General features: G+C 73.6%; 25 protein-coding genes. 13 read left to right on the top strand and 12 right to left on the bottom strand.

Annotated elements, in window-relative coordinates:
- Nucleotides 1-51 precede the first annotated feature (51 nt).
- Complete coding sequence (locus JAO84_RS10690) at nucleotides 52-621, bottom strand: TetR/AcrR family transcriptional regulator (protein ID WP_265862128.1); 570 nt, start codon at nucleotides 619-621, stop codon at nucleotides 52-54.
- Between the two features lie 103 nt (nucleotides 622-724).
- On the opposite strand from JAO84_RS10690, the gene JAO84_RS10685 reads away from it, so the two are divergent.
- Nucleotides 725-3,232, top strand: coding sequence for a glycoside hydrolase family 3 protein (locus tag JAO84_RS10685; protein WP_370412544.1), 2,508 nt, complete (start codon nucleotides 725-727; stop codon nucleotides 3,230-3,232).
- 51 nt (nucleotides 3,233-3,283) lie between these two features.
- Here JAO84_RS10685 and JAO84_RS10680 read toward each other — a convergent pair whose 3' ends face one another.
- Nucleotides 3,284-4,177: an SGNH/GDSL hydrolase family protein gene (locus JAO84_RS10680; protein ID WP_370412542.1), complete on the bottom strand. Its 894-nt coding sequence runs from the start codon at nucleotides 4,175-4,177 to the stop codon at nucleotides 3,284-3,286.
- A gap of 260 nt (nucleotides 4,178-4,437) precedes the next feature.
- Here JAO84_RS10680 and JAO84_RS10675 point away from each other — a divergent pair, with 260 nt between their 5' ends.
- Together JAO84_RS10675 and JAO84_RS10670 are read left to right on the top strand one after the other, a co-directional pair.
- Nucleotides 4,438-4,932, top strand: a complete 495-nt coding sequence (locus JAO84_RS10675) for a DUF3145 domain-containing protein (protein WP_265862124.1) — start codon at nucleotides 4,438-4,440, stop codon at nucleotides 4,930-4,932.
- A gap of 6 nt (nucleotides 4,933-4,938) precedes the next feature.
- Nucleotides 4,939-5,316 carry a hypothetical protein gene (locus JAO84_RS10670; protein WP_370412540.1) on the top strand — a complete coding sequence of 126 codons (378 nt, stop codon included), beginning with the start codon at nucleotides 4,939-4,941 and terminating at the stop codon, nucleotides 5,314-5,316.
- Between the two features lie 73 nt (nucleotides 5,317-5,389).
- On the opposite strand, the gene fabF is transcribed toward JAO84_RS10670, so the two are convergent.
- From fabF to fasR, 5 genes are all read right to left on the bottom strand, one after another.
- The gene (gene fabF / locus JAO84_RS10665) at nucleotides 5,390-6,652 is read right to left on the bottom strand and encodes a beta-ketoacyl-ACP synthase II (RefSeq protein ID WP_370412538.1); all 1,263 of its coding nucleotides are present in this window, start codon (nucleotides 6,650-6,652) and stop codon (nucleotides 5,390-5,392) included.
- A 96-nt stretch (nucleotides 6,653-6,748) separates the two neighbouring features.
- Nucleotides 6,749-6,997 carry an acyl carrier protein gene (locus JAO84_RS10660; RefSeq protein WP_265862119.1) on the bottom strand — a complete coding sequence of 83 codons (249 nt, stop codon included), beginning with the start codon at nucleotides 6,995-6,997 and terminating at the stop codon, nucleotides 6,749-6,751.
- 60 nt (nucleotides 6,998-7,057) lie between these two features.
- On the bottom strand, nucleotides 7,058-8,089 hold the full coding sequence (locus JAO84_RS10655) for a ketoacyl-ACP synthase III (protein ID WP_265862118.1): 1,032 nt from the start codon (nucleotides 8,087-8,089) through the stop codon (nucleotides 7,058-7,060).
- 18 nt (nucleotides 8,090-8,107) lie between these two features.
- Complete coding sequence (locus JAO84_RS10650) at nucleotides 8,108-9,040, bottom strand: ACP S-malonyltransferase (protein WP_370412536.1); 933 nt, start codon at nucleotides 9,038-9,040, stop codon at nucleotides 8,108-8,110.
- Nucleotides 9,041-9,129: 89 nt separating this feature from the next.
- Entirely contained in the window at nucleotides 9,130-10,311 is a 1,182-nt protein-coding gene (gene fasR / locus JAO84_RS10645; RefSeq protein ID WP_265862115.1) for a fatty acid biosynthesis transcriptional regulator FasR, read from the bottom strand.
- A gap of 147 nt (nucleotides 10,312-10,458) precedes the next feature.
- Here fasR and JAO84_RS10640 point away from each other — a divergent pair, with 147 nt between their 5' ends.
- On the top strand, nucleotides 10,459-11,127 hold the full coding sequence (locus JAO84_RS10640) for a pirin family protein (RefSeq protein WP_370416714.1): 669 nt from the start codon (nucleotides 10,459-10,461) through the stop codon (nucleotides 11,125-11,127).
- Here the strand turns inward: JAO84_RS10640 and JAO84_RS10635 are convergent, their stop codons facing one another.
- Nucleotides 11,128-11,715 (bottom strand): helix-turn-helix domain-containing protein, encoded by a 588-nt coding sequence (locus JAO84_RS10635; protein WP_370412533.1) that lies wholly within the window; start codon nucleotides 11,713-11,715, stop codon nucleotides 11,128-11,130.
- A 122-nt stretch (nucleotides 11,716-11,837) separates the two neighbouring features.
- Here JAO84_RS10635 and JAO84_RS10630 point away from each other — a divergent pair, with 122 nt between their 5' ends.
- Nucleotides 11,838-13,247: an MFS transporter gene (locus JAO84_RS10630; protein WP_370412531.1), complete on the top strand. Its 1,410-nt coding sequence runs from the start codon at nucleotides 11,838-11,840 to the stop codon at nucleotides 13,245-13,247.
- Nucleotides 13,248-13,635: 388 nt separating this feature from the next.
- Here the strand turns inward: JAO84_RS10630 and JAO84_RS10625 are convergent, their stop codons facing one another.
- Nucleotides 13,636-14,814: an Ig-like domain-containing protein gene (locus JAO84_RS10625; RefSeq protein ID WP_370412528.1), complete on the bottom strand. Its 1,179-nt coding sequence runs from the start codon at nucleotides 14,812-14,814 to the stop codon at nucleotides 13,636-13,638.
- Nucleotides 14,815-15,035: 221 nt separating this feature from the next.
- On the opposite strand from JAO84_RS10625, the gene JAO84_RS10620 reads away from it, so the two are divergent.
- Genes JAO84_RS10620 through JAO84_RS10600 form a run of 5 tightly spaced genes read left to right on the top strand, consistent with a single transcriptional unit; the run spans nucleotide 15,036 to nucleotide 20,720 of the window.
- The gene (locus JAO84_RS10620) at nucleotides 15,036-16,229 is read left to right on the top strand and encodes a lipid II:glycine glycyltransferase FemX (RefSeq protein ID WP_370412526.1); all 1,194 of its coding nucleotides are present in this window, start codon (nucleotides 15,036-15,038) and stop codon (nucleotides 16,227-16,229) included.
- Complete coding sequence (gene murJ / locus JAO84_RS10615) at nucleotides 16,226-17,863, top strand: murein biosynthesis integral membrane protein MurJ (protein WP_370412524.1); 1,638 nt, start codon at nucleotides 16,226-16,228, stop codon at nucleotides 17,861-17,863. Before JAO84_RS10620 ends, murJ begins: the two co-directional genes overlap by 4 nt.
- Before the next feature lie 28 nt (nucleotides 17,864-17,891).
- The gene (locus tag JAO84_RS10610) at nucleotides 17,892-18,578 is read left to right on the top strand and encodes a response regulator transcription factor (protein ID WP_265862108.1); all 687 of its coding nucleotides are present in this window, start codon (nucleotides 17,892-17,894) and stop codon (nucleotides 18,576-18,578) included.
- A gap of 25 nt (nucleotides 18,579-18,603) precedes the next feature.
- Nucleotides 18,604-20,109 carry a sensor histidine kinase gene (locus JAO84_RS10605; RefSeq protein WP_370416713.1) on the top strand — a complete coding sequence of 502 codons (1,506 nt, stop codon included), beginning with the start codon at nucleotides 18,604-18,606 and terminating at the stop codon, nucleotides 20,107-20,109.
- Entirely contained in the window at nucleotides 20,106-20,720 is a 615-nt protein-coding gene (locus JAO84_RS10600; protein ID WP_370412522.1) for a hypothetical protein, read from the top strand. The genes JAO84_RS10605 and JAO84_RS10600 overlap by 4 nt, the downstream gene beginning before the upstream one ends.
- Before the next feature lie 6 nt (nucleotides 20,721-20,726).
- On the opposite strand, the gene JAO84_RS10595 is transcribed toward JAO84_RS10600, so the two are convergent.
- The gene (locus JAO84_RS10595; RefSeq protein ID WP_265862105.1) at nucleotides 20,727-21,311 is read right to left on the bottom strand and encodes a TetR/AcrR family transcriptional regulator; all 585 of its coding nucleotides are present in this window, start codon (nucleotides 21,309-21,311) and stop codon (nucleotides 20,727-20,729) included.
- A 137-nt stretch (nucleotides 21,312-21,448) separates the two neighbouring features.
- Between JAO84_RS10595 and JAO84_RS10590 the strand changes: the two genes are divergently transcribed.
- Nucleotides 21,449-22,294 carry a class I SAM-dependent methyltransferase gene (locus JAO84_RS10590; RefSeq protein WP_370412520.1) on the top strand — a complete coding sequence of 282 codons (846 nt, stop codon included), beginning with the start codon at nucleotides 21,449-21,451 and terminating at the stop codon, nucleotides 22,292-22,294.
- A gap of 10 nt (nucleotides 22,295-22,304) precedes the next feature.
- Here the strand turns inward: JAO84_RS10590 and JAO84_RS10585 are convergent, their stop codons facing one another.
- The gene (locus JAO84_RS10585) at nucleotides 22,305-23,138 is read right to left on the bottom strand and encodes a serine hydrolase domain-containing protein (protein WP_370412518.1); all 834 of its coding nucleotides are present in this window, start codon (nucleotides 23,136-23,138) and stop codon (nucleotides 22,305-22,307) included.
- A 52-nt stretch (nucleotides 23,139-23,190) separates the two neighbouring features.
- On the opposite strand from JAO84_RS10585, the gene JAO84_RS10580 reads away from it, so the two are divergent.
- The gene (locus JAO84_RS10580; RefSeq protein ID WP_370412516.1) at nucleotides 23,191-23,616 is read left to right on the top strand and encodes a MerR family transcriptional regulator; all 426 of its coding nucleotides are present in this window, start codon (nucleotides 23,191-23,193) and stop codon (nucleotides 23,614-23,616) included.
- Entirely contained in the window at nucleotides 23,613-24,641 is a 1,029-nt protein-coding gene (locus JAO84_RS10575; protein ID WP_370412514.1) for an aldo/keto reductase, read from the top strand. Before JAO84_RS10580 ends, JAO84_RS10575 begins: the two co-directional genes overlap by 4 nt.
- Before the next feature lie 35 nt (nucleotides 24,642-24,676).
- Here the strand turns inward: JAO84_RS10575 and JAO84_RS10570 are convergent, their stop codons facing one another.
- The gene (locus JAO84_RS10570; RefSeq protein WP_370416712.1) at nucleotides 24,677-25,894 is read right to left on the bottom strand and encodes an acyltransferase; all 1,218 of its coding nucleotides are present in this window, start codon (nucleotides 25,892-25,894) and stop codon (nucleotides 24,677-24,679) included.
- Nucleotides 25,895-25,906 lie beyond the last annotated feature (12 nt).

The following is a 25,906-nucleotide window of genomic DNA, read 5'->3' as shown; positions in this document are numbered from 1 at the left end:
ACGCGCACCGCACCCGGCCCACCCCTTCTCGGAGGGGGTGGGCCGGGTGCCTTATCGCTCCTCGGGCCGCAGCAGGCGTACGAAGTCCCGGAAGGCGGCCGGCATGTCCACCGCGTCCGGGTCGAGCAGCCACTGGTACTGCAGGCCGTCCATCACCGCCGTGAGCAGCGGTGCCGCCCGCTCCGGGGTGAGCCCGCCCGGGAGTTCGTCGCCGAACTCGGCGCGCAGCACGTCCGCCATGTTCTCCCGCACCTGTGCGTAGCGCTCGGTGAAGAAGGCCCGCGCCGGGTGGTCCTCGGTGACGCTCTCGCCGAGCAGCGCCGAGAAGGTCTGCACGATCCCCGGGCGCATCGCGTTGTACTCGACCAGCGACTCCATGAGGTCGAGCCGCCACCGCTCCCGGTCCCGGGCGCCGCTGGTGTCCCAGCGGTCGCGCTCCTCCAGGACGGCGACGAGCAGCGCCTCCTTGGTGGGGAAGTAGTGCAGCAGACCCTGCTGGGTGAGCCCGACCCGTTCGGCGACCGCGCCCAGGGAGGCGCCCCGGTAGCCGCGCTCGGCGATCACCTCCAGGGCGGCGCGGACGATCTCCGCCTTGCGCTCCTCGCTCCTGGTACGCGCCATGCCCGTTCCCCCTTCCGCAGGTCCCTGTCGTGAGGACCGTACGCCATTCCTTTGATAACGAAATGCTAACGTAACCTACCGATCTACAGGTAGGCGAGTCACCATGGCCGCACAACGCCCACCACGAGGAGGTACGGCCGTGGCAGACACGAACGCGGTGCACACCGACGCGGCGCACGCGGACACCGTGCGCGAGGAAGCCGTCGAGGCGGCGCTCGCCAAGCTCGACCTGGACGCCAAGACCCGGCTGCTCGGCGGCCAGGACATGTGGTCGCTGCCCGCCCTGCCCGAGATCGGCCTGGCCTCGCTGGTCATGTCGGACGGCCCGATCGGCGTCCGCGGCGTCCGCTGGACCGCCGACGACCCGTCCGTCGCGCTGCCGTCCCCGACCGCCCTCGCCGCCACCTGGGACCCGGAGCTCGCCCGCCGCGCGGGCCGGCTGCTCGCCCAGGAAGCCCGCCGCAAGGGCGTCCACGTCCTCCTCGCACCCACCGTCAACCTGCACCGCACCCCGCTCGGCGGCCGCCACTTCGAGGCGTACAGCGAGGACCCGTACCTCACCGGCGCCATCGGCACCGGCTATGTGCAGGGCGTCCAGGACGGCGGCGTCGGCACCACCGTCAAGCACTTCGTCGGCAACGACGCCGAGACCGACCGCTTCACCGTCGACAACGAGATCGCCCCCCGCCCGCTGCGCGAGCTCTACCTCGCGCCCTTCGAGGCCATCGTCGCCAACGCCCACCCCTGGGGCATCATGACCGCCTACAACCAGGTCAACGGCGTGACGATGACCGAGCACCGCCACCTGGTGAACGAGGTGCTGCGCGGCGAGTGGGGCTTCGACGGCTACAACGTCTCCGACTGGATGGCCGCCCGCTCCACCACCGGCGACATCGAGGGCGGCCTCGACGTCGCCATGCCCGGGCCGCGGACCGTGTACGGCGAGGCGCTCGCCGCCGCCGTCCGGTCCGGCGAGGTCGCCGAGGCCACCGTCGACACCGCCGTGCGCAACGTGCTCCGGCTCGCCGCCCGAGTCGGCGTCCTCGACGGCGCCCCCGCCGCCGTCACCGAGCCGCCCGCCGCGATCGACGGCGACGCCCTCGCCCGCGAGATCGCCCGCCGCGGTTTCGTCCTCGTACGGAACGAGGTACGTGACGAGGGCGCGGCCCTGCCCCTGCGAGCCGGTTCGGTCGCGCTCTCCGGCGCCGCCGCCCGCGACGCCCGGGTCCTCGGCGGCGGCTCCGCCCAGGTCTTCCCCGAGCACGTCGTCTCCCCGCTCGACGGCCTGACCGCCGCGCTCCCCGAGGGCAGCCTCTCGTACGTGATCGGCGCCGACCCCAGCGACGAACTCGCCCCCGCCGACCAGGGGTTCACCCTGCGCGCCGTGTGCCGGGACGCCTCCGGCGCGGTCATCGGCGAGGGCAGCCTGCCCAACGGCCAGGTCCAGTGGATCGGCGACGACCTCCCGGCCGGCGTCACCCACGAAGCCCTCGCCTCCATCGAGGTCACCGGCACCTTCACCCCGCGCGAGAGCGGCGAGCACTCCTTCGGCACCCGCGGCCTCGGTGCGTACGCGCTCACCGTCGGCGGCCGGGTCCTCTTCGACGGCGTGCAGTCCATGGGGCCCGAGACCGACCCCTTCGAGGCGTTCTTCGGCTCGCCCGTCGAGCGCGGCAAGGTCGCCCTCACGGCCGGCGAGACCGTCGAGGTCTCCCTCCGGCACACCCTGGACAAGGAGTTCGCGGCGCCGCTGCCGGCCGTCATGTTCTCCTTCGTCCACCTCGGTCCGCGCCGTGACCCCGACGAACTGATCGCCGAAGCCGTCGCCTCGGCGCGCGCCGCCGACACCGCCGTCGTGGTCGTCGCCACCACCGAGCGCGTCGAGTCCGAGGGCTTCGACCGCAAGGACCTGGCCCTGCCGGGGCGCCAGGACGACCTCGTACGGGCCGTCGCCGCCGCCAACCCGAACACGGTCGTGGTCGTCAACGCCGGCTCCCCGGTCGAGATGCCCTGGCGGGAGGACGTGGCCGCGATCCTGCTCAGCTGGTTCCCGGGGCAGGAGGGCGGCGCCGCGCTCGCCGACGTCCTCACCGGCGCCGAAGAGCCCGGCGGCCGGCTGCCCACCACCTGGCCGGTCGCCCTCGCCGACGTCCCGGTCACCGAGGTCACCCCGACCGACGGCCGACTCGCCTACGCCGAGGGCCTGTTCATCGGCTACCGCGCCTGGGACCGGGCCGGCGCCGTCCCCGCGTACCCCTTCGGCCACGGCCTCGGCTACACGACCTGGTCGTACGACGCGCTCACGGCCACCGCCGAGTCCGCCACGGTCCGCCTCACCAACACCGGCCCCCGCACCGGCCGCGAGGTCGTCCAGCTCTACCTGGCCCCCGTCGCCGACACCGTCGAACGCCCCGCCCGCTGGCTGGCCGGCTTCGCGAGCGTCGAGGCCGCCCCCGGCGAGACCGTCGAGGTCACCGTCGACCTCCCGCGCCGCGCCTTCGAGATCTGGAACGAGGAGCAGGCAGCCTGGACCCCGATCCCCGGCCCCTACGACCTCCTCGCCGCCCACTCCCTCACCGACCCCCGCCTCACCACCCGCGTCACCCCCTGACGCGCCCCTGAGACCGGCCCCGGGACGGACCCTGACATCCGCCCCGGGGCCCTACGCCTTGGTGATCTGCCGGTACGCGAGCTCCGCGAGCCGCGCCTGGCCGGACTTGCTCGGGTGGAAGAAGTCCCAGGGGCTCAGTTGCGGCTGGTCGAAGGCGAAGCCGAAGACGGCGCCGCCGTCGTAGCGGCAGCGGGCGTCCTTCGCGCACTCCTCGCGCAGGACCCGGTTGTACGCCACCACCCGGTCCCGCACCGCGGTGCGGCGGCGTTCGGCGGTCGGGCCCAGGTCGGTCGGGTCCTTGAGCATGGCGCCGCAGATGCCCAGCTGCCACACCTGGCGGCCCAGCGGGCTGACCCGGCCGGTCTCCCAGAGGCGGTGCAGGTCGGGCAGGCTCGACACGTACACCTGGGCCTTCGGCGCCCCGGCGCGGAGCCGGGTGAGCGCCGCCGCGAAGGAGGCCCGGAAATCCCCGACCGGGGTCATCTCCTCGGCCCGGGCCCGGCACGCGTCGTTCGCGCCCATCATCACCGTGACCAGCTCGGGCCGTTCGGCCGCCGCCGCGGCCATCTGCTCCGGCAGCTCCGCCATCCGCGCCCCGGTACGGGCCAGGTTCCAGCTCCGGCCGGCCACCCGCGCCGGGCCGAGCAGCCGCAGCGCCAGGCTGTTGACCTCGGCGTCCGTGCCGGTCGCCCAGGACATCTCGGGGCAGTCCGCCAGGACCGTACAGGCGTCGAAGGCGCGGGTGATGGAGTCGCCGACCGCGGCGACCGAGGAGGGGGAGACGTTCCACACCGGCTTCGGCGGAGGCGTCGGCTTCGGCGAGGCGCTCGCCGCCCGCGGGCCCGGCCCGTCACCGCCGCCCGAACAGCCCGCGAGCACCGTCACGGCGCACAGCAGCGCCGTCCCCGCGACGGCGGTACGGAATCGGTCTCGCCCGTGCGGCATCCCGCGGCCCCTCCTCGGCGTCCTCGCGAGTGAAAGCTTGGTGTCCACCCGTCCCCGACCGACCGTACGTCACCCCGACCCGGGCGCGGCACGGTAGCTTTTCCCCCGTCGAACCAGAGGCGCCCCTGCCGATCGGCTCCGGTAAATTACATCACGTCACATGCTGTCCCCTTTTTGGGGGTTTGCGAAGCCGCTTCTTCGTGATGTTGTTTACTGAGGCCGCTGGGAAAGGCGAACCTCGTCCCACACTGGAGGTCCCGGTGACGACACGTGGAGTCCTGTACGTTCACTCCGCACCGCGCGCGCTCTGCCCGCACGTCGAATGGGCGGTCGCGGGCGTCCTCGGTGCGCGGGTCCAGCTCGACTGGATCCGGCAGCCCGCGTCCCCGGGCACGTGGAGAGCCGAGTTCTCCTGGCAGGGCGAGACCGGCACCGCCTCCAAACTCGCCTCCGCCCTGCGCGGCTGGCAGCTGCTCCGCTTCGAGGTCACGGCCGAGCCCTGCGCCACCGCCGAGGGCGAGCGCTACAGCGCCACCCCGGACCTCGGCATCTTCCACGCGGTCACCGGCATCCACGGCGACATCCTGATCCCCGAGGACCGGCTGCGCGCCGCCCTGGCCCGCGCCGCGCAGGGCGAGACGGTCCTGGAGGCCGAGATCTCCAAGCTCCTCGGCAAGCCCTGGGACGACGAGCTGGAGCCCTTCCGGTACGCGGGCGAGGGCGCCCCGGTCCGCTGGCTGCACCAGGTGGTCTAGGAGCTGATGGAGACGCGGGGAACCACGGCGGCCGGCACGGCCGCCGTACTGCTGTCCGGAGACGGCGTCTCGTGGTGGTGGCCGGCCACCGCGGCGGGCGTGGCGGCGGCGTTCGCGGCCGGGTACGCGCTGGGCCGGCGGAGGCGGCCCGCGCCCGAGGAGGCCGGGCCCCAGGGGCCGGTGGCCCTTGAGAAGCACGACGGGCAGCCCGAGGACAGGAAACCGGAGGACCGGAAACCGGAGATCCGGAAGCCCGCCGCCCGCCGCCGAGGCGTGCCCGACGGCGCCGTCCTCCCGCTCGCCTTCCTCGCTCTCGCCGTCTTCCTGACCGTCCTCTGGATGGTCTGGCCCGACGCGAGGGACTTCGCCCCGGACCGGCCCTAGCCAGCCGAAAGCCCCCTGCCGGAACACGGGTGTGTTCCGGCAGGGGGCTTTCCGCCCGCGCTGTGACGTCCGATCAGACCGAACGGAACGCGAGCACCACGTTGTGGCCGCCGAAGCCGAAGCTGTTGTTGATCGCGGCGATCGTGCCCTGCGGCAGCTCGCGCGGCTCGTCGATGACGATGTCCGCGTCGACCTCCGGGTCCAGGTCGTCGACGTTGATCGTCGGCGGGGCCAGGCGGTTGTGGAGCGCGAGGACCGTGGCGACCGTCTCGATGCCGCCGGCGCCGCCGAGGAGGTGGCCGGTCATCGACTTGGTCGCGGAGATCGCGACGTGGGACAGGTCGTCGCCCAGGACCTTCCGCAGCGCCTTGATCTCGGCGACGTCGCCCTGCGGCGTCGACGTGGCGTGCGCGTTGAGGTGGACGACCTCGGCGGGCTTCAGGTCCGAGGTGTCGAGGAGGTGCTGCAGGGCGGCGGCGATGCCCCGGCCGGTCGGCTCGGGCTGCGCGATGTGGTGGCTGTCGGCCGACAGGCCCTGGCCCAGCGCCTCGCAGTAGATCTTCGCGCCGCGCGCCTTGGCGTGCTCCTCGGACTCGAGCACGATGACGCCCGCGCCCTCGCCCAGGATGAAGCCGTCGCGCGCCTTGTCGTAGGGGCGGGAGGCCTTCTGGGGCTCGTCGTTGTTCTTGGACATCGCCATCATGTTGGCGAAGGCCGCGATCGGCAGCGGGTGGATCGCCGCCTCGGTGCCGCCGGCGACGACCACGTCGGCACGGCCGGTGCGGATCATCTCGATGGCGTAGCCGATGGCCTCGGCACCCGACGCGCACGCGGAGACCGGGGTGTGCACGCCCGCCCGGGCGTTCACCTCCAGGCCGACGTTGGCGGAGGGGCTGTTGGGCATGAGCATCGGCACGGTGTGCGGGGAGACGCGGCGCACGCCGGACTCCTTCAGCACGTCGTACTGGTCGAGCAGAGTCGTGACACCGCCGATGCCGGAGGCGATGACGGAGCCGAGCCGCTCGGGCGCGATCTTCTCGTCCTCACCGGCCGGGGCGGTGTAGCCCGCGTCGGCCCACGCCTCGCGGGCCGCGATCAGCGCGAACTGCGCCGAGCGGTCCAGCTTGCGGGCCAGCGGCCGGGGCAGCACCTCGGAGGGGTCCACCGCGGCGAGCGCGGCGATCCGTACGGGCAGCTCCGCGAAGCGCTCGCCCTCCAGGGGCCGGACGCCGGAGCGCCCCGCCAGCAGACCTTCCCAGGTCGAAGCGGAGTCGCCACCCAGCGGAGTGGTTGCGCCGATACCGGTGACGACCACGGTGCGATTGGTCGAGCTCACAGGAATTCTTTCTCCATGTGTGTGATGGTCGAAAAACGGCGCCACCGCCGGGTGGCGAACCGGTTCAGCCGGACCGGGGTCCGGCCGGGCCCCGAATCAGGCCTGGTGCTTGAGGATGTAGCTGGTCGCGTCGCCGACCGTCTTGAGGTTCTTGACGTCCTCGTCGGGGATCTTGACGTCGAAGCGCTCTTCGGCGGCGACGACGACCTCGACCATGGACAGGGAGTCGACGTCCAGGTCGTCGGTGAAGGACTTGTCGAGCTCGACGTCCTCGACCGGGATGCCGGCGATCTCGTTCACGATCTCGGCGAGACCGTCGACGATCTCCTTCTCGGTGGCGGCCATGGTGGCGCTCCTTCTTGTGTCTGTACTGAGGAAAATCGGCTTCCGGAAGATCCGGAGTGCCTAGGGGAGAGTAACGACCGTCGCGGCGAAGACGAGACCCGCCCCGAAGCCGATGATGAGCGCCGTGTCGCCGCTCTTGGCCTTGCCGGTCGCCAGGAGCCGCTCCATCGCGAGCGGGATCGAGGCGGCCGAGGTGTTGCCGGTGGTCTCGATGTCACGGGCGACCGTGACGTGCTCCGGCAGCTTGAGGGTCTTCACCATCGAGTCGATGATCCGCATGTTGGCCTGGTGCGGGATGAAGACGTCCAGGTCGTCCGCCGAGATGCCGGCGGCGTCCAGCGCCTGCTGGGCGACCTTCGCCATCTCGAAGACGGCCCAGCGGAAGACCGCCTGGCCCTCCTGCGTGATGGCGGGGAACTTGATCTCGCCCGCTTCGTTGAGGGGCAGCTTCGACACGTCGCCGACCTGGAACTCGTTCCACGGCACGGTCTGCTTGATCGTCTCGGCCTTGTCGCCCTCCGAACCCCACACGGTGGGGCCGATGTGCGGCTCGTCGGACGGGCCGACGATGACCGCGCCGGCGCCGTCGCCGAACAGGAAGGCCGTCGCACGGTCCTCCAGATCCGTCAGGTCGCTCAGCCGCTCGACGCCGATCACGAGGACGTACTCGGCCGAACCCTCGACGATCATGCCCTTGGCGAGGGTGAGGCCGTAGCCGAAGCCCGCGCAGCCGGCGGAGATGTCGAAGGCGGCGGGCTTGCCGGCGCCGACCTTGTCGGCGATCTCGGTGGCCACGGCCGGGGTCTGCTTGAAGTGCGACACCGTCGAGACGATGACCGCGCCGATCTGCTCGGGGGTGATCCCGGCGTCGGCGACGGCCTTGCCCGCGGCCTCCACCGACATCGCGGTGACGGTCTCCTCGGGGGACGCCCAGTGACGGGTCGCGATGCCGGAGCGCGAGCGGATCCACTCGTCGGACGAGTCGATCTTCTCGAGGATCACCTCGTTGGGCACCACACGGGTCGGGCGGTAGCCGCCGACACCCATGATGCGCGCGTAGGGGTGGCCCTTGCTGGGCTTGATCTTCGCCATGCTTCTCGACACTCCTTGTCAGGCCGTAGCCGTGGCCGTCTCGGCGACGAGCGTGCGGGCCGCGTCGAGGTCATCCGGGGTCTTGAGAGCCACGGTGCGGACACCGGGCAGGGCGCGCTTCGCGATGCCGGTGAGGGTGCCGCCGGGGCACACCTCGATCAGGGCGGTCGCGCCGAGTTCCTGGAAGGTCTCCATGCACAGGTCCCAGCGGACCGGGTTGGCGACCTGGCCGACCAGGCGGGCGATGACATCGGCGCCCGCGGTCACGACCTTGCCGTCCTTGTTGGAGACGTAGCGCACGGCCGGGTCGGCCGGGGACAGCTCCGCGGCGGCCTGCTCCAGCTTCGCGACCGCCGGGGCCATGTGGTGCGTGTGGAACGCGCCGGCGACCTTCAGCGGCATCACCCGGCGGACGCCCTCGGGCTTGTCCTCGGCCAGGGCGGCCAGCTGCTCCATGGTGCCGGCGGCGACGATCTGGCCGGCGCCGTTGACGTTCGCCGGGGTCAGGCCGAGCTTCTCGAGGTGGGGGACGACCACCTCGGGCTCGCCGCCGAGCAGCGCCGACATGCCGGTCTCGGTGACGGCGGCGGCCTCGGCCATCGCCAGACCGCGGGTGCGGACAAGACGCAGCGCGGCGGTGTCGTCGAGGACGCCCGCGAACGCGGCCGCGGTGAGCTCGCCGACGCTGTGGCCGGCGACCGCGCCGGGCTTCAGGTCGATGCCCTCACCGAGGGCGGCGGCGGACAGCAGACCCGCGGCCACCAGCAGTGGCTGCGCCACGGCGGTGTCGCGGATCTCGTCCGCGTCCGCCTTCGTGCCGTAGTGGGCAAGGTCGAGCCCGATGGCGTCGGACCACGCGGCGACGCGGTCGGCGGCACCGGGGAGTTCGAGCCAGGGAGTCAGGAAGCCGGGCGTCTGAGCGCCTTGGCCGGGAGCGACGAGTACGAGCACCCTCACACTCTCTCTTGGGGACGGTCCCGGACGCCCGTGGGGACAAGGACGAAGAACCGTCGGGGGAATTGTTGGTGTTCGACAAAAGTCTAGGACTGCGTCTCCGCGTCGGCCAAGCGCCCGAGAATGAGGGCGATCCGCAGGGTGAAGGCCGAGCGGACGTCGGACGGCGACCAGCCGGTGACGTCGGTCACACGTCGGAGCCGGTAGCGCACGGTGTTCGGATGGACGAAGAGCATCCGCGCCGCGCCCTCCAGACTGCTCGCCTGCTCCAGATAGACACTGAGCGTTTCCAGGAGCGCCGAGCCCGCTTCCTCCAGCGGTCTGTAGATCTCCTCCACCAGCTGCTCGCGCGCCGAAGGGTCGGAGGCGATCGCGCGCTCCGGCAGGAGATCGTCCGCGAGTACGGGACGGGGCGCGTCCTGCCAGGCCGAGCAGGCCTTCAGGCCGGCCGCGGCGGCCTGCGCGGAGCGGGTCGCGGCGAGCAGGTCGGGCACCACGGGGCCGGCCACCACCGGTCCGGCCGCGTAGGGCCCGATCAGGGCCTTCGCCACGGCGAGCGGATTGTCGTTGCCGCCCGCGATGACGACCAGCCGGTCGCCGAGGACACCGGTGAGGACCTGCAGCTTGGCGTGCCGGGCGGCCCGCCGGATCGCCTCCACGGTCAGTTCGCTGTCGCCGTCGGGCGCGGTGCCGAGCACCACGCACACGTTCTCCGGCGAGTTCCAGCCGAGCGCGGCGGCCCGGGACACGGCGCCCTCGTCGGCCTCGCCGGAGAGCACCGCGTTCACGACCAGGGACTCCAGCCGCGCGTCCCAGGCGCCCCGGGCCTCGGCGGCCTGGGCGTACACCTGGGCGGTGGCGAAGGCGATCTCCCGGGCGTAGACGAGCAGCGCCTCGCGCAGCACGCTCTCGTCACCGGGCGCGGCGACCTCCTCGATCGCCGACTCCATGACCTCGATGGTGGTGCGCACCATCTCGACGGTCTGGCGCAGCGTGATCGCCCGGGTCAGCTCGCGAGGCGCGGTGCCGAAGACATCCGTGGAGATCGCCTGCGGGGTCTCCGGGTGCCGGAACCATTCGGTGAACGCGGCGATGCCGGCCTGCGCGACCAGACCGATCCACGACCGGTTCTCGGGCGGCATCGCCCGGTACCACGGCAGCGTCTCGTCCATGCGGGCAATGGCGCTGGCGGAGAGCCGCCCGGAGGACTGCTCCAGGCGCTTCAGGGTCGCGGCATGCGGGTGAGCGGCGTTCACGGGTTCAGACACGGGGACAAGACTGCCTTATCGGGACGGCCACGTGTCGGGTCGGGGCGGCTCGCGCCCGTGCGGCGCGCGGATTCGGGGCCGAGTGAGGCCGCGCGGTGCCGCGCGGGGCCGCCCGCCGGGCCCCGGCGCCGCTACCGTGATCCCGTGATACGCATCCAGCGCGGCGGGGAGCGCTACCCCGGCGGTGACCCGGAGGCCGGGATCGAGACCCGGCACGCCTTCTCCTTCGGGCGTTTCTACGAGCCCGACAACCTGCGCTTCGGCGCGCTGCTCGCCTGCAACGAGGAGCGGCTCGCGCCCGGCGCGGGCTTCGACGAGCACCCGCACAGCCACACCGAGATCGTCACCTGGGTCGTCGAGGGCGAGCTGACCCACCGCGACTCGGCCGGCCACGCCACCGTCGTCCGCCCCGGCGACGTCCAGCGGCTCGGCTCGGCCTCCGGGGTCCGGCACGTGGAGCGCAACGACGGCCCCGACCCGCTGGTCTTCGTGCAGATGTGGCTGGCCCCGCTCGACCCGGGCGGCGAGCCGTCGTACGAGATCGTCCGCGGCATCGCCGACGCCACCCCGTACGCCCTTCCGGAGGCGGGCGCGATGCTCCACGTCCGCCGCCTCGAACAGGGCGCGCGCACCGCGCTCCCGGACGCCGACCACCTCTACGTGCACGTGGTGCGCGGCACCGTACGGCTCGCGGGCGAGGAACTGGCCCCGGGCGACGCGGCCCGCACCACCGCCGAGCAGGGCCTCGCGCTGCTCGCGACGGCGGACGCGGAGGTCCTGGTGTGGGAGATGCGGAGCGCTTCCGGCGGCGTCTAGCTAGGCGGACGGTCCGGCGCGGACGACGGCCTGGTCCCCACGGGGACCGAACAGGTGCAGGATCTCCACGGCGCTGTCGTCCGCGGGGCCGAACCAGTGGGGCTCGGTGGTGTCGAACTCGGCCACTTCGCCGGGCCGCAGCGTGACGTCCCGCGCCCCGAGGACGAGGCGCAGCCGGCCGGCGAGGACGTAGAGCCACTCGTAGCCCTCGTGCGTGACCAGCTCCGGCGGGCGGGGTGACAGCACCTGCTTGAAGACCTGCACCCGGCCCGGGTACTGGGTCAGGGGCACGAGGACGCTCCCGCGCTGCCTGCGCAGGGGCCGCAGGTGCACCCGCGGGTCGCCGCTGGCCGGCGCCGCCACCAGCTGGTCGAGCGCGACGTGGTGCGCCCGGGCCAGCGGGATGAGCAGGTCCAGGGTCGGGCGCCGGATGCCCGACTCCACCCGCGACAGCGTGCTGACCGAGATCCCGGTCGTGGCCGCGAGCGCCTCAAGGGTGAGCCCACGGTCCTTGCGCAGCCTACGCAGCCGGGGCCCGATGCCGTCGAGGATCCGTTCCAGCTCCGGGTCCCCGGTTCCTGTGTTCATGGATCCAGTTTTGCAGTCCTCGCAAAAACGATGGGCCGTGGCCGTCCGCCGGGCCGAGCCTTGCCGGGCACTGTCCCGGCGAACCGGCCATCGGACATCGACATCGGAGGAAGACCGTGACCGTGACGACCCCACCCGCTCAACCCGTGGTCCAGCCCGTGCTGAGCGCGCGCAGACGCTGGACGGTACTGGCCGTCTGCTGCCTGAGTATGTTCCTGGTGGGCCTGGACACCACCATCGTCAACGTGGGGCTGCCGGCCATCGGGCGCGGCCTGGACGTCGGCACGCGCGGCCTCGAATGGATCGTGGACGCCTACACCCTCGTCCTGGCCGGTCTCCTGATCTCCTCCGGCGCGCTGGCGGACCGCTTCGGACGCCGCCGGGTGTTCCAGTCCGGTCTCGCCGTGTTCGGCGCGGCCTCGCTGGTCTGCGCGCTCGCCCCGTCGGCGGGCGTGCTCGTCGCGGCCCGCGCGGCGCAGGGCGTCGGCGCCTCGATGCTCAGCCCCGTGGCGCTCGCGATCGTGGTGAACGTGATGCCTGACCCGAAGGAACGGGCACAGGCGATCGGCATCTGGGCGTCGGTGTTCGGACTCAGCATGGCCGCCGGGCCCGTCACGGGCGGGGCGCTGCTCGCCGGGCTCGACTGGCGGGCGCTGTTCTGGATCAACGCGCCCGTCATCGCGGCCGCCCTGCTGCTCAGTGCGGTCTTCGTGCCCGAATCCCGGGGGCAGCGGACCCGGCGCCTCGACCTGCCCGGCCAGCTCCTGCTCACCGTGGCCCTCGCGGCCGCCGTCGGCATCCTGATCGAGGGGCCGCGCATCGGCTGGACCTCGCCCGCCGCCCTCGCGGGATACGCCGGGGCCGCCGCGGCGACGGCCGCGTTCGTGTGGGCCGAGTCCCGCCATCGCGAGCCGCTGATGGACCTGCGGCTCTTCCGGCGCCCGGTGTTCAGCGGCGCCGTCCTGGGCGCGGTGGCGGTCTTCGTCGCCCTCAACATGACCCTGCTGCTCAACACCCTCTATCTGCAGCACACCCGGGGCTGGTCGCCGCTGGCCGCCGGCGTGGCGACCCTGCCCCTGGCCCTCGGAGCGACCGTCTGCGCCCCCTGGTCCGGCCGCATGGTCGGCCGCACGGGACCACGGCTGCCGCTGCTCCTCGCCGGCGGGTTCATCACGGCCGGCGCGGCCTGCCTGGTCCGGCTCACCCCGCACACGAACGTGCTCCTGCTCCTGGCCGCGTACATGCTCATCGGCATCGGCGTCGGCTTCGCCAACGCCCCGATCACCAACACCGCCGTCAACGGACTGCCGCCCGAGCGTGCCAGCGTGGCCGGGGCGATCACCTCCACCGCACGCCAGATCGGCGCCGCCCTCGGCATCGCCGTCGCCGGCGGCCTGGTCACGGGCGCCGGCCCGGCGCGGCTCGCGCTCGCGTCCCGCCCGGGCTGGATCCTGGTCGCGGCCTGTGGCCTGCTGCTCCTCGCCGTCGCCCAGGTGTCACGGCCGAAGCAGGCCGCCGCGAGCCGCGCCTAGAGCAGCGCCTAGGCCGTGTCTTCCGGATCTTGCCGGGCTCGCGACGCCTGGCACGCACGCTCGCCGCGTTGTCGTCGGTCGCCGATGGCCCCCTGGGCTTCGCCCGGGAGGTGCCCCCACCGCATGGACTCCCTCCTCCGCCTTGCGATCGCACGCACTGGGGGTACCACCCAGGCGAAGCTCTGGGGGAGCCGCTCCCTGATCCGGCCTGATCCGAAAGACACGGCCTAGCGGACGCCGCACGCGAACGACGGTACGGGGCCATGGCGTTCCTCCGGCACGCGAACGGGGCGCCCGGGGCAGCGTCCTGGGCAGCGGACGGGGCGCGTGCACGGGGCCGGCGGGCGGGGCGCACGCACGGGTCAGCGCGCCGTGCCGGCGCAGGGCGTCAGCGCAGCGCGCTCTTCTTCTGCCACTGCTCCCAGCTCAGGTTCCAGTCGCCGTAGCCGTTGCCCTCCGCCACCACGCCCTTGGTCTCCGCACCGGTGATCTCGAAGGGGTCGCCGGGGCGGAGCGCCGCGAAGAGGGACGAGGCCTGTTCGGTGCTCATGCCGATGCAGCCGGAGCTCTTGTTCGCGCGCCCGAAGTACGCGGCGTTCCACGGCGCCGCGTGCGCGTACATCCCCGACCAGGTCAGCCGCATCGAGTAGTCGACCATCTTGTTGTACGCGTCGCCGAGGCCGACGGTCTCCGAGTTCATCCTGATCGTGCCCTCCTTCGCCATCAGGACGGCCGTGCCCCGCCAGGACCGCTTGTCGCCGCCGGGGGTGCCGCCGGAGACCGGGATGGTGGTGACGGTCCTGCCGTCGCGGACCACGGTGAGCTTGTGGCGGTCGAGGTCGACCTTGACCACCCGGGCGGCCGCGTCGACGGTGAAGCCGGTGCGGTAGTCCCGTACGAACCAGCCGCCGGCCTTCCCCGAGTCCGTACCGTTGAGGGTGGCGTCCAGGGTGACCTTCGTGCCCGGCTTCCAGTACTCCTTGGGCCGCCAGTCGGCGCGGTCCTTGCCCGAGTAGTCCGTCACCCAGCCCCAGGAACCCTCGGTGCCGTTGGAGGTGGTGACCTTCAACTGGCGTTCCACGTCGGCCTTGTTGGCCACCGGCCGGTCGAACACGATCGACAGCGGCTGCGCGACGCCCACGGTGGTGTCCTTCCCCGGCGCCAGGCTCAGCTTGTTGACCGTGCCCGCCTCGGGCGTGGAGAAGGTCGAGCGGGAGGTGGTCTCCTTGCCGCCGGTGCCCCGCGCGGTGATCTCGACGGTGTACGAGGTGCCGGGCGCGGCCTTGCGGTCGGAGGTCCAGGAGGCGCCGCCCGTGCCGGTACGGCCCACCAGGACGCCGCCCTCGGCGTCGACGACCTTCACCTCGGCGAGCGAGCCGCCGCTCGCCGTCACGGTGACCGGCTTCCCGGCGGCCGGCGGGACCACGGTCACCTTCGCGGGCGCGCCGTCCGCCGGGGCGGCGCCGCCGCCCTTGGGCGAGGAGTCGTCCGCCGTCGCCGCCGAACAGGCGGTCAGGGCCACGGCCGAGAGCAGGAGCAAGGGGATGCGTATGCGGGAGCGCAGCACGGGACAGACCTCCGGGAGATCCGGGAGAGGCGGGCAAAAGGTGGGATGCCTCGGACTGTAGGCCGCCCCGCGCACCCTCCGCCCCGCCCCGGGCCCATGTGACGACGGCTGCAGAAAAACGGTCATCGTCCGGTCACATTCCTCGCGCGGACCGGTCAACACCGGCTGTGAGCCTGCTGTGCGCCCCACCCGAACGGGGCGGAACAAGGAGGCTCCCCGTTGTGTCAGCGCTGCTCGTGACGCCCGCACCCGCGCCCGTGCCCGCCCACGCCGCCGTGCCGCCGCGGCTCGGACCGGTCACCCCGGAGGCGTACCGCGCGTTCCTCGCCACCCGCTCCACCGGCCCCCACGGACCCAGCTTCCTGCAACTCCCCGCCTGGGCCCAGGTGAAGGAGGGCTGGTCGCACCAACTCCTCGGCTGGGGGCCCGCGTCGGGCGAACTCACCGGGGTCGCCCTGGTGCTCCTGCGCCCCTTCCCCGGCACCCGCAAGTACTTCGCCTACCTTCCCGAGGGGCCGGTCGCCGACTGGGCCGACCCCCACATCGACGGCTGGCTCGACCCGCTCCTGAAGCATCTGCGGGCCTCCGGCGCCTTCGCCGTACGCATCGGGCCCGGGCCCGACTACCGGCGCTGGACCGCCGCCACGCTCAAGGCGCACACCGGCCCCGGCCGGCGCCTCGGCGACGTCCTCGCCAGCGAGGTCGACCCGCTCGGCTCGGCCGTCGCCGAACGCCTGCGGGCCCGCGGCTGGCGCAAGTGCGGCGGCGACTCCCAGGACGGCGCCGACGCCCAGCCCCGGCACGTCTACCAGGTGCCGCTCACCGGCCGCAGCGCCGACGACCTGTGGAACGGCCTCAACCAGGAGTGGCGGCGCAACATCCGCAAGGCCCGCAAGAGCGGCGTCGAGGTCGTCGTCGGATCGGCGGCCGACCTGCCCGAGTTCCACCGCCTCCTGCGTATTACGGAGGAGCGCGACGGCTTCCGGCTCGGGCGCTCCCTGGCGTACTACGAGCGGCAGTACGCCGTCCTCAACGCCGAGGAGCCGGGACGGATGAAGCTCTATCTCGCCCGGCACGAGGGCGAGATCCTGGCCGCCCACACCATGGTCACGGTCGGCCGGCGGGTCTGGTACCAGACCGGCGCCTCCGCCGACCACCGCCGCGAGGTCCGCCCCTCCAACGCCCTGCAGTGGCGCATGATGCTCGACGCCCACGCGCTCGGCGCCGACGTCTACGACCTGCGCGGGGTACCCTCCACCCTCGACCCGGACGACCGCGCCCACGGACTCCTGCGTTGGAAGCTCGGCACCGGCGGACAGGTCGTCGAGACCCTGGGGGAGTGGGAGACACCGATGCCCGGCACGACCAACCACACGCTGTACCGCGCCTTCCAGGCGTATCTGGCCCGCCGATGACGGCTGTCGTCACCGAGAGCACCAGGTCCACGAAAGCGCCGTCCGTCGCGCGCAGCGGCGCGCTCATGGCGGCCGGCTCACTGGTCTCCCGCGCCACCGGCTTCGTACGCTCCGCGGTCGTCGCGGCGGCCATCGGCACCGGCTTCGTCGCCGACGGCTACGCGGTCGGCAACTCCGTCCCCACCATCGTCTACATGCTGCTGCTCGGCGGCGCCCTCAACGCCGTCTTCGTGCCCGAACTCGTCAAGGCCGCCAAGGAGCACGAGGACGGCGGCGTCGCCTACACCGACCGGCTGCTCACCGTCTGCGTGCTCGCCCTCACCGTGCTCACCGCGGTCGCCGTGCTCGCCGCGCCCGCGATCGTCGACGGCTACACCGATTACACCGGCGCGCAGCGCGACACCACCATCGCCTTCGCCCGCTCCTGCCTGCCGCAGATCCTCTTCCTCGGGCTCTTCACCCTGCTCGGCCAAGTGCTCAACGCCCGCGGCCGGTTCGGCGCCATGATGTGGACGCCGGTCCTCAACAACGTCGTCGTCATCGGCGTGTTCGCGCTCTTCCTCGTCGTGTCGGACGGCGGCGGTCTCACGGCCGGCGAGACCGCGCTGCTCGGCTGGGGCACCACCGCCGGCATCGCCGTCCAGGCCCTCGCCCTCGTGCCCTCGCTGCGCGCCGCCGGCTTCCGCTGGCGGCCCCGCCTCGACTGGCGCGGCAGCGGACTCGCCGCGCCGCTGCGCGCGGCCGGCTGGCTGGTGCTGCTCGTGCTCACCAACCAGGCCGCGTACTGGGTGACGACGAAGGTCGCCACCGCGGCCGGCCAGCGCGCCGAGGGCGCCGGACTCAGCGCGTACAACAACGCCTATCTGCTGTGGGCCGTCCCGCACGGCATCGTCACCGTCGCCCTCGTCACCGCCCTGATGCCGCGGATGAGCGGCGCGGCGGCCGACGGCGACCTCGCCGCCGTGCGCCGCGACGTCGCCTACGCGCAGCGCACCACCGCCGCGGCCGTCGTCCCCGCCGCCTGCGCCCTGTTCGCGCTCGCCGTGCCGGTGCTCGCGACGGTCTTCCAGTACGGCGTCACGGACGCGGGCGCGGTCCGCTCGATGGCCTGGATCCTGATGGCCCTCGCGCCCGGGCTGATCGCCCTGTCCGGCCAGTACGTGTGCACCCGCGCCTTCTACGCGCTGCGCGACACCCGCACCCCGTTCCTGCTCAACCTGGTCATCGCCGGCCTGAACGCGCTGCTCGCGGGCGTCTCGTACGCCGTCCTGCCGGCCCGCTGGGCCGTCGCCGGCATGGCGGCCGGCTACTCGCTCGCGCTGTGGGCGGGCTGGGGGGTCACTGCGTACGTCCTGTCGCGGAGGCTGCGGGGCGTGGACCGCGACGCCGGGGGTACGGGGGCGGGTGCCGCGCTCGTACGGCTCCTGGTCGCCGCCGTGCCCGCCGCCGGGCTCGGGCTGCTCACCGCCGACCTGACCGGCCCGGCCGGACCCGTCCCCGCCGGCCTGGCCGGCGCCGCCGCGATCGGCGCCGTGTTCGTGCTGCTCGCCCGGCCGCTGCGGCTCACCGAGGTGCGGGCGCTGATCGGGAACGCGACCGGCCGTGTCCGCCGTCTCACCAGGCGGCCCCGATGACCGCCCCCGACCTTGGGATACTCCACAGATGCCACGCGTGCTCCTGATCGAAGACGACCCCTCCGTCCGTGAGGGCGTCGAACTCGGCCTGCGCCGCCGCGGCCACGAGGTGCGGACCGCCGCCACCGGCGAGGCGGGCCTCGCCGCGCTCCGCGAGTTCCGCCCCGACCTGCTGCTGCTCGACCTGATGCTGCCCGGCATGAACGGCGTCCAGGTGTGCCGCCGGGTCCGCGAGAGCAGCCAGCTGCCGATCATCATGCTCACCGCCCGCGGCGACGACTTCGACGTGGTGGTCGGCCTGGAGGCCGGCGCCGACGACTACATCGTCAAGCCCGCCCGTACCGAGGTCATCGAGGCCCGCATCCGCGCCGTGCTGCGGCGCATCGAGGAGCCGGGCGGCGGGCGGCCCGCCGTGGAGTTCCACGGCGAACTGGCCGTCGACCGGGCCGGCCTCACCGTCGCCAAGAACGGCGAACGCGTCGCCCTCGCCCCCTCCGAGCTCAAGCTGCTGCTCCATCTGACCGCCGCCCCCGAGCAGGTCTTCAGCCGCCAGCAGCTCCTCGAACACGTCTGGGAGCACAGCTTCCACGGCGACGCGCGGCTGGTCGACGCATGCGTGCGGCGGCTGCGCAACAAGATCGAGGACACCCCGGGGGAGCCGCGCTACATCCAGACGCTGCGGGGATTCGGCTATCGCTTCGGCCCGCTCCAGTGACCACGTGCAGAGCGAGGACCGCAGCATGAAGGCCCATGTCCCCGGTGACGTCGACCGGCCGCCGAGACGGCGCCTGCCGCGCGCCTTCGGGCTGCGCACCCGGCTCGTCCTCGCCTTCCTGCTCGTCGCCGCCGTCGGCTGCGGCACCACCGCCGCGCTGACCTACCGCGCCGCGCGCACCGCGATCCTGGAACAGACCCAGGACACCGCCGTCTCCGCCTTCCGGCAGCAGGTCGAGACCCTGACCGTCCAGCTGCCGGTCAGCCGCGACGGACTGCGGAACGAGCTCCAGCGGATCGCCCGGCAGGGCAAGCCGCGCCCGTGGCGGGTCTACGCGGAATACGGCGACCTGCGGGTCTCCTCCACCGACCGGCCCGAGTCCAGCGTCCTCACCCCCGAATTGCGCCGCCGCGCCACCGCCGACGGCACCACCCACGGCAGCTTCCAGCGGGTGGTCAAGGACGGGACGCCGTACCTCACCGTCGCCGTCCCCGCGGTCTTCGGCAACTTCGCCGGCCAGCCGGAGGGCCACCCCACCGGGCTCGTCGTCTACGCGGTGATGGACCTCGGCGTGGAGGAGGCCAACGTCGAGGCCATGCTGCTCGCCGCCCGCGACGGCGCGCTGCCCGCGCTGCTCGTGGCCCTCGTCCCGGCGCTGCTCGCCGCCCGGGGTGTGCTGCGGCCGGTACGGGAGCTGCGGCTCGCCGCGCACAGCATGGGCCGGGGCCGCCTGGACACCCGTATCCACGCCAAGGGGAGCGACGAACTCGCCGACCTGGCCCGGACGTTCAACGAATCGGCGGCGGAGCTGGAACGGTCGGTGACCGAGCTGCGGCGGGCCGAGGCGCGCGCCCGGCGGTTCGCCTCGGATGTCTCGCACGAGCTGCGCACCCCGCTGGCCGGCATGCTCGCGGTGACCGAGGTGCTCGACGAGGACGCCGGCGCGCTCGACTCGGACACGGCCCGCGCGGTACGCCTGATCAGCGCGGAGACCGGCAAACTGGCCGTGCTCGTCGAGGATCTGATGGAGATCTCGCGCTTCGACGCGCGCGCCGCCGAGCTGCACACGGACGAGGTGGACGCGGCGGAGATGGTCCGCAAGACCCTGCAGAACCGGCACTGGAACCATGTGGTGACGGAGCTCGCCGACGGCATCCGCGCCCGGCTCGACCCGCGCCGCTTCGACGTGGTCGTGGCGAACCTGGTCGGCAACGCGCTGCGGCACGGCGCGCAGCCGGTGACGGTGCGGGTGTACGAGGCAGGGGCGGGGGCTGGGGCGGGCGCGGGCTCGGGCGCGGGCTCGGGGGTGCTGGTCACGGAGGTCGCCGACCGCGGGCCGGGCATCCCCGAGGACGTCCTGCCGCATGTCTTCGACCGCTTCTACAAGGCCGACCAGGCCCGTACGCGTTCGGCGGGCAGTGGGCTCGGGCTCGCGATCACCCTGGAGAACGTACGGCTGCACGGCGGCACGGTCGTCGCGGCCAACCGCCCCGACGGCGGCGCCGTCTTCACAGTCAGGATCCCGCTGTGAGCCGCCGCCGGACGTGGCCGGGTCTCGCCGCCCTGCTGAGCCTGGCGTGCCTGCCGGTCCTCGCGGGCTGCGGCATCCAGGGCAGCGACGTGGTCGAGGCCGGGGGCCCGGCGCCGGTCACCGTGCAGCCGACGGCCAGCCCGCGGGTCGTGCTGTTCTTCACCGGCAAGGACGGGCGGCTGATGATGGTCCTCCGGTCCGTCGGCTTCCTCCCCGGCGCGGAGTCGAGCGCGGACTCGGGCACCGGCACCGCCGCCGGGCACGCGGTGGACCCCACCTTCCCGGCCGACGGCTCCGACCGGATCGCCACCGACAAGGTGCTGACCGCGCTTCTGGAGGGCCCGGCGGCGGAGGAGCGCGCCGCGGGACTCACCACCCGGCTCAGCTTCCACGGCCGTGGCGAACCCCATGTCACCCTGCCCGTCCCCGACGGCCCCCGGCAGCTCAACCTTCGGGTCGGGGTGCGGGTGCGGGACCTGGACCCGGTCGCCGTCCAGCAGTTGGTGTGCACCGCCGCGTACGCCGAGGCCGAGAAGTACGGCACCGGGATCCCGGTCGTCGTCTCGGGCACGGACGGCGCGTTGCCCGCGACGAGCTGCGAGGTGTCGTAGGGCCGGTTACGGAGCGACCAGCGCCGCCACCACCCGCCGTACCGCCGGGCGCGGGTCGGGTGCGCCCGGCCAGGACGTCATCAGCAGGTGGTGGGCGGTGCCGACGAGGGCGAGGGCGGCGGTGGCCGGGTCGAGGCCGGCCGGGACCCGGGCCAGGTCGCGTTCGGCGGCCAGATAGCCGGCGATGGCGGCCTCGATCGCGGCGAAGCCGGGGGCGCCGGACTCCAGGGCCTCGCGGACCCGGGCCGACGCGGCGGGGCGGGACATGACGAGGCCCGAGACGGCGGGGCCGTCGGAGGCGAACAGGGCCAGGACCACGGCGTCGAGGTTGCCGGTGACGGTGCCCCGGCCGGCCAGGCCTTCGAGGGCGCGGGCCCGTTCGGCGGTGCGGGCGAAGCGGTCGAGGCAGAGCTCGGCCACGAACTCGTCGAAGCCCGCGAAGTGCGCGTGCAGCAGGCCCTTCGCGCAGCCCGCCTCGGTCGTCACGGAACGGCTGGTGAGCGCGCCGGGGCCGTCCCGCTCCACGACCCGTTCGGCGGCGGCGAACAGGCGCTCGCGCACGTCGGGCGTCGCCACTCCACGCGGTGACATGACGGTCCCTCCCTCTCGGCCCTTTCTCGGCCCACTCTCGGCTGCTTCCCGGATCGTAATCGGGATTGCGGGTATGGGCATGTGCCCATACTGTTTGGGCAAGCGCCCATTCTCAAGCCCGGTCGTAGGAGGCAGCCATGCCCGAGATCGTCAACACCGCCCAGGAGCAGGCCTGGAACGGCCCCGAAGGCGCCCACTGGGCCCGCCACCAGGACCGCTGGAACGCCGTCAACGAGGGCTTCGACGAGCCGCTGCTCACCGCCGCCGGCATCGCCGCGGACACCCGCACCCTCGACATCGGCTGCGGCGCCGGCCAGACCACCGTCCTCGCCGCCCGCCGCGCCCCGGCCGGCCGGGCCCTCGGGCTCGACCTGTCCGGCCCGATGCTCGCCGAGGCCCGCGCCCGTGCCGCCCGCGAAGGCGTCGCCAACGCCGCCTTCGTCCAGGGCGACGCCCAGACCCACCCCCTGGAGGACGGCGCCTTCGACGCGGCCATCAGCCGCTACGGCGTGATGTTCTTCGCCGACCCCGAGGCCGCCTTCGGCAACATCGCCCGCGCCCTGCGCCCCGGCGGCCGCCTCGCCTTCGTCTGCCCGGCCGAACCCGAGCTCAACGACTGGCTGGTCGCCATGACCTCACTGCGCGACCTGCTCCCGGTCGGCGACCTGGGCACCCCCGGGCAGCCCGGGATGTTCTCCCTCTCCGCCCCCGACCGCATCCGCGCGGTCCTCGCCGCCGCCGGCCTCACCGCCGTCGCCGTCGACCGTGCCGACGCCCACGGCAACTGGGGCGCCGACGCCGAGGACGCCGCCGACTTCCTGCTGCTCTCCGGCCCGGGCCGGCACTTCACGGCCCAGGTCGACCCGGCCACTCAGGACCGCGCCCGCCAGACGCTCACCGACCACCTCCGCGCCCATGAGACCGCGGACGGCACGGTACGGCTGCGCAGCGCGTCCTGGCTGGTCACGGCGACCCGGCCGTGAGGACCGGTCTTCAAGCTCGCGCCCGCAGGTCCGCGAGGACCGCGTCCGTGAACGGGGGCCAGGCCTCGATCGCCCACGGGCCGAAGGCGCGGTCCGTCAGCGCCACGCACGCCGCGCCCGCCTCCGGGTCGATCCAGAGGAAGGTGCCCGACTGGCCGAAGTGGCCGAAGGCGCGCGGCGAGGAGGTGGCGCCGGTCCAATGCGGGGCCTTGCCGTCGCGGATCTCGAAGCCGAGGCCCCAGTCGTTGGGCCGCTGATGTCCGTAGCCGGGCAGGATTCCGGTCAGACCGGGGTACGTGACGGTCATCGCGTCCAGGACCGTGCGCGGGTCGAGCAGCCGCGGCGCCTGCACCTCGGCGGCGAAGCGCACCAGGTCGTCGACGGTCGACACCCCGTCCTTGGCGGGCGAGCCGTCCAGGGTCGTGGCCGTCATGCCGAGCGGCTCCAGGACGGCCTGGTGCAGATACTCGGCGAAGGGGATGTCCGTCGCCTTGGCGACATGGTCGCCGAGCGCCTCGAAGCCGGTGTTGGAGTAGATCCGGCGGGTGCCGGGGGCCGCCGTCACCCGGTTCTCGTCGAACGCGAGCCCGGAGGTGTGCGCGAGCAGATGCCGTACGGTCGCGCCCTCCGGCCCGGCCGGCTCGTCGAGGTCGATCGCCCCCTCCTCGTACGCCACGAGCACCGCGTACGCCGCGAGCGGCTTGGTGACGGAGGCGAGCGGGAAACGCCGGTCGGTGGGGCCGTGGGACCCGGCCAGGGTGCCGTCCGCGCGGACCACGGCGGCCGCCGCGTGCGGGACGGGCCAGTTCTCGATCGACGCCAGGCTGGGCAAGCTGCTCTGCATGCAGCCGAGCCTACTTGCTTCGAGTGCACTCCAACCTTTTAGCGTGGAGGTCATGAGCGTGATCGAGAGCACGAGCACGGACACGGCGGCCGCCCCCGTCGCACAGGAGCGGTTCACCATCAGCGAGGTCGCGGCCCTCACCGGTCTCACCGCGCACACCCTGCGCTGGTACGAGCGGATCGGCCTCATGCCGCACGTCGACCGGTCCCACACCGGGCAGCGCCGCTTCGGCCGGCGCGACCTGGACTGGCTCGCCTTCGTCGGCAAGCTGCGGCTCACCGGCATGGCCGTCGCCGACATGGTGCGCTACGCGGAGCTGGTGCGCGAGGGCGCCCACACCCACGACCAGCGGCGCGCCCTCCTGGAGGCCACCCGGGACGACGTCGTCACCCGGATCGCCGAACTCCAGGACGCCCTCGCCGTGCTCGACCTCAAGATCGACCACTACGGCACCGTCTGCGGAGGAACCCCGTCATGACCACACTGAACGGCAAGATCGACACCGTCCGCCTCGGCGGCCCGGACGGCCCCGAGACCGGTGTGCAGGGCTTCGGCGCGATGGGCATCAGCGAGTTCTACGGCGACACCGACGAGGCCGCCGCCCGCGACACCCTGGAAGCGGCCCTGGAGGCCGGCGTCACCCTGATCGACACGGCCGACGCGTACGGGCACGGCGCCAACGAGGAGTTCCTCGCGCCGTTCGTCGCCGCGCACCGCGACGAGATCGTCCTCGCCACCAAGTTCGCCCTGGAGCGGCGCGTCGACGACCCCACGTACCGGGGCATCAACAACGACCCCGCCTACATCCGCAAGAGCGTCGAGGGCAGCCTGCGCCGCCTCGGCGTCGAGACCATCGACCTCTACTACATGCACCGCCGCGACCCGGCCGTGCCGTTCGCCGAATCCGTCGGCACCATGGCCGAGCTGGTCAAGGAGGGCAAGGTCCGGCAGCTCGGTCTCAGCGAGGTGACCGGCCCGGAGCTGCGCGAGGCGTACGCCGTCCACCCGATCGCCGCCCTCCAGTCGGAGTGGTCGCTGTTCTCCCGCGACGTGGAGCACAGCGCGGTCGGCGCGGCCGCCGAGCTCGGCGTGACCTTCGTGCCGTACTCGCCGCTCGGCCGCGGCTTCCTCACCGGTTCCTTCGCGGATGCCGGAAAGGAGCTCGCGGAAGGCGACTTCCGGCGCAGCCAGCCGCGCTTCACCGGCGAGAACGCCGAGCGCAACGCGGCCCTGCTCGAACCCCTCCGCGCGATCGCGGCCGAGCACGACGCCACGCCGGCCCAGATCGCCCTGGCCTGGCTCCACCACCGGCCCGCCGTCCACGGCCTCACCGTCGTCCCCATCCCCGGCACCCGCAAGCGCACCCGCCTCCTGGAGAACGCCGCCGCCACCCGGATCAAGCTCTCGGCCGCCGACCTCGCCGCCCTGGAGCCCATCGCCGCCCTGGTCACCGGCGACCGCTACCCGGACATGCGCTCCACCTCGGCGGCCCGGGAGGCCTGACGCCCGCCGCGGTCCTGGCGTGCGGCCCGTGGGGGTCACGCCAGGCCCAGCGCGAAGACCGCGAAGCCCGCCGCCAGGACGCCCGCGACCGCCCGCCGGACCGTGCCGGTGCGGGTCCACGGGGACTCGAAGCCCCGTGCGTACCGCCCGATCAGGACCAGCAGGCCCGCGAAGACCGGCATCCAGGCGAGCCGCGCCAGGATCCAGGTCACCGAGTCGGGCGCGCCGACCAGGCCGGTGAGCTCGCCCGCGTACGAGGCGGTGGGGATCGCGGCGGCGAGCATGGCCGTCTGGTGCCAGCACAGGATCGTCATCGCCGACAGGTTGATCACGACCACCGGCGCCCACAGCGCCGGCCGCTTCAGGAGCCGCCCGAAGCGCTCGCGCAGCAGGATCGCGGCGCCGCTCTGCGCGGCGGCGAGGGCGAGCACCAGGAGGGACGGCGGGTGGGAGTTGGTGCGGGCCTCGCCGGGGACGCCGACCATCGAGGCCGGGTAGCCGAACCAGACGAGCAGCGCGGCGAACAGCGCGGCCCCGCCCAGCAGCAGCCCCCACGCGTGCCGGCGGCCGACCCGGCCCTCGCCCCACGAGACGCCGAGCTGATACGCGAACAGCCAGCCGGGCAGGATGTTGAGCACGCTCAGCCAGGACGGCATCGCGTCGGCGTACGGGCCGTAGCGCAGGAGGTCGACGACGGCCACCGAGCCGAGCAGCGGGGCCGCGGCCCACGCGCCGAGCCGCCGGGCGGCGCGCACGCAGTACGGGGTGAGCGCGGTGACGACCACGTACACGCCCACGAACCACAGCGGCTGGACGACCAGCGTGGACGCCGTCCGCAGGGTGTCGGACGGCACCCCGAGGCCGTAGTGCAGCAGCGGCAGCAGCGCCGCCCAGACGGCGGTCACCCCGAGCACCGGCCGGCCGAGCCGGGCGATCCGGCCGCCCAGCCACGCGCGCGTGGAGCCCTGGTGGCGGCGGAAGGAGAGGACGGAGGCGTAGCCGCCGACCAGGAAGAAGATGCCCAGCATCTGGAGGATCCAGCTGACCGGCGCCAGGCCGCCGAAGGCGGAGAGCGGGCTGGCGTTGTGGATCGCGCCGTCGGCGGAGCGCGTGAAGCCGCCGAGCAGCCAGTGCCCGGTGGGCACGGCGAGCAGGGCGAGGGCGCGCACCCCGTCGATCGCGCGGTCGCGGTGGGCGGGGGTGCGGGCCTCGATCGTCGCGGCCATCCGGTGCATCGAGCGCAGGGTCTTCATCGGCTTCAGCGT

Source organism: Streptomyces fradiae (assembly GCF_041270065.1).
GTDB lineage: Bacteria > Actinomycetota > Actinomycetes > Streptomycetales > Streptomycetaceae > Streptomyces.
This window is presented reverse-complemented; position numbering and strand designations above follow the sequence as displayed.